The organism is Streptomyces sp. MB09-02B (genome assembly GCF_033794485.1).
Classification (GTDB): Bacteria; Actinomycetota; Actinomycetes; order Streptomycetales; family Streptomycetaceae; genus Streptomyces.
Window position 1 is genome coordinate 1 of the sequence record NZ_JARGEE010000525.1, and the last position, 5,587, is coordinate 5,587.

The following is a 5,587-nucleotide window of genomic DNA, read 5'->3' on the forward strand; positions in this document are numbered from 1 at the left end:
GGGTCAGGTGGGTGGGCAGGCGGGTTCTTGCCAGGCGGCGTAGTTCCTCGGCCACCACCACGCGCTCCTCCTCCGGGTCGTTCGAGAGGCGGGAGCGGATGCCCTCCAGGGTGTGGTCGAGGAGTTCGTCCTGGTGGGTGGTGTCCAGGGCGATCACGAAGACGTGGCCGAAGCGGGCCTCGTACGCCGCGTGCGCGGCGTTGAGCGCGGTGTGGGCGACGCCGTAGGTGTCGTCGGGCAGGACCGGCAGGGTCTCGCCCGCCAGGGCCTCCGCCAGGTCCGCCGCCGTGAGGTCGTACGCGGCCTCGTCGGACGCGGCGAGGAGGGCGTCGAGGTCCGGGTAGGGGCGGTGGTCGGTGAGCCGGTGCGCCCAGCGCAGGCTGCGCAGGCAGGCGAGCAGGGCCTGGCGGGCGGTCTCGGCGGGGGCGTGGTTGAACCACTCCAGGGCCGAGGGGCCGGGAGTGGGGGCCTGCTCCGGGATGGCGACCTGGCCGGGGAGGTGGGGAAGACGGTGCGGAGGCAGCGTGGGTCCTCGGCGGTGCGTAGGGGTCGGCTGGGCAGGTGCGGAAGGTGCCACCACGTTATCGAGGCGGTTCATGGGCTGTCCGTTCGATGCCCGAAATTCACCCGAACGGGAGAGTTTCGGAACCTGTGGTGGACGGGTCGGGCGGTGGGACGTCGTAGGTTCGAGGAGGGGGCTCGGCGGAGAGTCGGGAGTGATCGGGAGTTGGATCGGGGGAAGGCGCGGCGAGAGGTGTGTGAGATGTCGTGGACGGCGAGCTGGACAGGGACCGGGACCGGGACCGGGACGGGGACCGGGGGCCTGTCGTGAAGCGGGGCCGGCGAAGGGCACCCCGCAGGAGGACGGCGATCACGTCCAAAGGGTTGCTCCTGGGCACGGGGGTGGTTCTGGCGGGCGGCGCGGTCGCGGTGGCCGTGACCGTCTGGCCGGGCGGCGACGGGACGCGGACGGCCGGCGGATCGGGGCCGTCCCCGGAGGGGCCGTCCGTGAGCGCCACCGGGACCTCGCCCTCCCCGTCCCCCTCGCCGTCGCGCACCTATCCCCTGTCGAAGAAGCCGCAGACCATCCCCGCCGTACGGCAGCACGAGGCCGCCCGCGGCCCCGGCTGGAAGCCCGCCGACGGGGGCCGGGTCGTCGTACGGAACGCGGCGCTGGCCGACGAGGGGCGGTTGACCGCAGGAGAGCTGGGACTGACGTACGCGGGGGAGGCGCGGCCCCGGGCCGGGGACGTGGAACTGGCGCTCACCGGAGCCGACGCGCCGAGGTCGGAGGCGTACACCCTGACCGTGAAGGACGGCCGGGTGCGGATCGCCGGGCCCGCCGAGGCGGGGGTCTTCTACGGCACGCGCACCCTGAAGCAGGAGGTGCGCGGCGGCGGTACGGCGCCGGAGGGCGTCGTCCGGGACGAGCCGGCCAAGCCGCAGCGCGGCTTCATGCTCGACATCGCGCGCAAGCACTTCACGGCGGGCTGGATCGAGGACCGCATCCGTGAGCTGGGCGACCTGAAGTACAACCAGCTCGGCCTGCACTTCTCCGACGACCAGGGGTTCCGGATCGAGTCCACGAGCCACCCCGAGGTGGTCTCCCGGCAGCACCTGACCAAGGCCCAGGTGAGGAAGATCCTGGACCTCGCGGAGAGCCGCCACATCGAGGTCGTGCCCGAGATCGACTCCCCGGGGCATCTGGGGGCCGTGATCGCGGCCAACCCGGGGCTCCAGCTGAAGAACGCGCAGGGGGTCGCCGCGAGCGGCGCCGTCGACATCTCCAACCCGCGGTCCGCCGAGGTGGTGGACGAACTGCTCGACGAGTACGCCGACCTGTTCGACGGCGCGTACTGGCACCTCGGCGCCGACGAGTACCGGGCGCTGATGGCCTCGAACCCCGAGGCCTCGTATCCGCAGCTGGCCGCCGCCGCGCGCCAGAAGTACGGCGCCGGCGCGACCGTCGCCGACCTCGCCACCGGCTGGCTGAACGACCGCGCCAAGGTGATGCGCGGACACGACCGGACCGTCCGGGCCTGGAACGACGGGTTCTTCCGGGGCGGCTCGGTCCAGGCGGACAAGGCGATCCAGGTCGCGTACTGGACGGGCAAGGAGATCGGGGCCCGCCCGCCGATCGAATACCTGAGCGCCGGGCGACAGGTGATCAACTACAACGACGAGTACCTGTACTACGTCCTCGGCGAGCCCAACCAGTTCGTCTATCCGACCGGGCAGCGCATCTACGAGTCCTGGACCCCACGGGTGCTGCGCGGCACCACCGCCGTCCCGGCCCAGTACGACGACCAGATTCTCGGCGGCTCCTTCGCCGTCTGGTGCGACCTCGCGAACCGGCAGACCGAGGCGCAGGTCGCGGCGGGTGTGCGGATGCCGCTGCGGGCGCTCTCGCAGAAGCTGTGGGACCCGGGGAAGCCGGGCCTGACCTGGACGCAGTTCCGGGAGCTGGCGGGGAAGGTGAGCTGAGCCCCGGGGCCCCGCCGGTCACGCCGTGGAATCGAGTGGACGCGCGGCGCGGGTGAACCGTATGTTCCGCGTGTTCGATTGCCGAGCGTGAGGGTCTGGGGAGAGCCGCCGTTCGGTCTGTTCCGATCACCGATCACACGGGGGCTTCACGATGAACTGTGCGCGCTGCGCGACCTATGCGGCGGCACCCGGCGGTGAGCTGTGCCGACAGTGCGAGGCGGCGGATCCGCACCCCGCGCCCGTGTCCGCCGCCGCTCCGCCTCCGGCAGCGCCGGGGCTCCCCGCCCACACGGACCTGCCCATCCAGTCCCCGCACGGCCCCGCGTGGCTGCGGTCGCCGGTGGGGCTGGGGCGGGCGGTGGCGATCCTGCTCGGGGCGGTCGCCGTGGCCGACCTGGTCGCGGTGTGGGCGGACCTCGCGCTCCTCGACGTGATGAACCGGAGCGTGGCCGACGACTGGAGCGTGGCCCTGGAACGCGACGCCGACCGCGCGGACGGGTTGATCGCGCTCGCCGGCGTCCTCCAGACGCTCACCTACGTCGCCACGGCCGTCGTCTTCCTGATCTGGTTCCACCGGGTCCGCGTCAACGCCGAGGTGTTCGACCCCTTCGGGCACCGGAAGAAGCGCGGCTGGGCGATCGGCGGGTGGTTCGTGCCGGTGGTGAACCTGTGGTTCCCGCGCCGGATCGCCGTCGACTGCTGGGAGGCGAGCGGCCCCTGGGAGAAGCCGAGGTCGCACGCGCTCGTCAACACCTGGTGGACGCTGTGGCTGCTCAGCCTCTTCGCGGGGGAGGTGGGCGACCGGGCGTACCTCCGGGCGGAGGCGGCCGAGGAGTACCGGTCGGCCGCGCAGCAGATGCTGTTCGCGGACTCCTTCGAAATCGTGTCGGCCGTGTTCGCGGCCCTCTTCGTCCTCGCCCTCACCCGTATGCAGGACGACAAGGCGCGCAGCGGGCCGCGCGCGGAGCCCGGGCCCGTGGCCGCCCTCTGAGTTCCGTGCTCCTTCTCGGCCTTCGCGGGGCAACCGTGCGGATTGCACGGTTCCGGGGGCGAACCGCCGCACGGGTGTGGTCTATTCCCGGTATGGGGTACTGGGGGTACTACGTCGTGGGCAGAAGCGAGCGGCCGCTCGCGCAGCTGGACGCGCTGGCCGGGGCCGAGGCCATGACGTTGTGCGTGACCGCGGACGACGGCTGGCAGATCTGGGCGTATCCGACAGGCGCGCCGGGTGCCGAGGCGGCGGGGGAGTCCGGGGACTTCGGGGGCACCGGCGATGTCGGCAACATGAACGCGCTCGCCCGGGAGACGGGGGCGCCCGCACTGTTCGGCTATGTCATGGACAGTGACTGCGTGGTCGTCGAGGCGTCCGGGCCCGAGAGCGGGGCGTGGACGACGTGTCTCGCGCGGCGGACCATGGCCGCGTATCTGGGGGACGGGGAAGGGCTCACGGTCGAGGACTACTTCCTCGAACCGGGCGACGCCGCCGAACGCGCCGTCGCCTGGGCCGCGGAGGCGGGGCGGGTCGCCGTCGAGCGGTCCCTGGTCGAGGTGTTGACCTCGGAACCTGGACCGGCGGACCCCCTGGCTGAAAACATTCTCTTCCGGTTGCTCGACCGGCTCGGGGTCGTCCCTCTGTGACACTCCCGTGTCGTCGCACGCAGTAAGGGGAAGTGCGGGCTCCGTATAACCGGGGCGCGATCGAGCGGTATCTAGGGGAGGTGCGATGAGCCTGGTGGAGCTGATGGCCCAGGCCGACGAACGGGGTCTGGCGGCCGGCGGGTTGGCTTGTTTGGACCGTTGCGTACCGCTTCTCGGGGGCGACGACGAGGTCCTGCGTCCACTGTGGGCGGGACTGGCGGACGAGGGGGAGGAGTGGGGGGAGCGAGTCGCGAAGATACGCGGCGAACTGACGCCACCGGACCCCTCCGAACCCGGCTCCGACGGGGGTACGGGCGAGGGCGAGGGCGGGGAAGTCGTGCTGCTCGCGCGGCGGATGCTCGACGCGGTGCCCGGGGAGCGGTCCGGCGACGGGCTGCGGGAGTGGGCGGAGGTGTGCTCCGTCTCCGCTCTGCGGATCCATCAACTGCTCGACCCGCTGGACGCCGGGGGCGCCGACTCCGTGGCGGCGTGCCGGGAGGGCCGTACGGAGGGCGCGTCCCATCTCGTCGCCGCCGAACTGCGTCGCCAGGTCGTGGTGTTGGAGCTGCTCGCCCAGCACGGCGCGGCGGGGCTGCGGCAGGCGCTCGGTGTCGCCACGGAGGGGCGGCGGGTGCTGCGGGCCGTCGTGTCGCGGCGCGCGCGTGGGGCGCGACGGTAAACCCCGATTTCCTGGCGGGTCCTGTGGGTGTCCTGGGGCCGGGTGTGGTGGTCCTGCACCGGTGTCGGGGACAGGCCGAAATCGCGAAACGTCTCCTGCCGGGCGGGCGCTGTCCCGAGTGTGAGCGCACAGCAGACATTCAGTTCGGTCGGTACCCCCGGCGCACCGGGGAGTCGCGGGAACCGGCCCGGTAGTGCGGCCAAGCCCCTTCGGTGGGCGGCCGACGCGGTGGCGATGATGCGGGAAGGGGCGCGGGTGCGCCTCGACTACTCGACGCAGAGCCTGTGGCGGGTGGACCGGATGATCGAGGAGATCCGCCGGGAGGGAGCGCCGTTCGCCGCCGTGGAGGGGGCGTTGCGGGGTTTCGGGGCGTACGGCGGTGAGGTCGTCGTGCGCTGGGCCGGCGGCGAATGGGTCGAGTCGGACGGCGGCTACTGGGTCCGCACCTGGGACGGCCGCTTCTGGGACCCCTTCGACGAGGCCCGCCGCTGCTACACGGGCGACGGTTCGCTGCGCTTGCTGTGCCACGACGCGATGCCCTCCGGGTGAGGGGTGCGTTGTCGGGTGCGGGTGCGTGGGGGTTCTCGCGCAGTTCCCCGCGCCCCTTAAAAAGGCGCCCCGTGCTTTTTGCCCCTGAGTGGCCGTAGGCCCTCAAGGGGCGCGGGGAACTGCGCGACCAGCCCCCACCGGACGGACGCCTGGGGGTCGAAGGGGCGCAGCCCCTTGGTGGGGGCACCTCCCGCTCGAGCGAAGCCGAGAGTGGGGGAGGGACGGGTAGGGGCGGCG

6 protein-coding genes are annotated in these 5,587 nt (G+C 72.7%); 5 read left to right on the top strand and 1 reads right to left on the bottom strand.

Translation table 11 applies throughout. From position 1 onward, the window contains the following. Positions 1-598, bottom strand: a 598-nt coding sequence (locus P1P70_RS39695) for a 2-oxo-4-hydroxy-4-carboxy-5-ureidoimidazoline decarboxylase (protein WP_319246583.1), incomplete at its 3' end; no start/stop codon positions are given. Positions 599-885: 287 nt separating this feature from the next. Here P1P70_RS39695 and P1P70_RS39700 point away from each other — a divergent pair. The 5 genes from P1P70_RS39700 (at position 886) to P1P70_RS39720 (ending at position 5,350) form a co-directional block, all read left to right on the top strand. Further along, positions 886-2,484 carry a glycoside hydrolase family 20 protein gene (locus P1P70_RS39700; protein WP_319246598.1) on the top strand — a complete coding sequence of 533 codons (1,599 nt, stop codon included), beginning with the start codon at positions 886-888 and terminating at the stop codon, positions 2,482-2,484. A 151-nt stretch (positions 2,485-2,635) separates the two neighbouring features. Continuing rightward, positions 2,636-3,475 carry a DUF4328 domain-containing protein gene (locus P1P70_RS39705; protein ID WP_319246586.1) on the top strand — a complete coding sequence of 280 codons (840 nt, stop codon included), beginning with the start codon at positions 2,636-2,638 and terminating at the stop codon, positions 3,473-3,475. A gap of 92 nt (positions 3,476-3,567) precedes the next feature. Next, entirely contained in the window at positions 3,568-4,122 is a 555-nt protein-coding gene (locus P1P70_RS39710) for a hypothetical protein (RefSeq protein WP_319246588.1), read from the top strand. A gap of 85 nt (positions 4,123-4,207) precedes the next feature. After that, positions 4,208-4,801: a hypothetical protein gene (locus tag P1P70_RS39715; protein WP_319246592.1), complete on the top strand. Its 594-nt coding sequence runs from the start codon at positions 4,208-4,210 to the stop codon at positions 4,799-4,801. A gap of 120 nt (positions 4,802-4,921) precedes the next feature. Next, a complete protein-coding gene (locus P1P70_RS39720; protein WP_319246595.1) occupies positions 4,922-5,350 on the top strand; it encodes a hypothetical protein in 429 nt (142 codons plus the stop codon). The last annotated feature ends 237 nt before the right edge of the window (positions 5,351-5,587 follow it).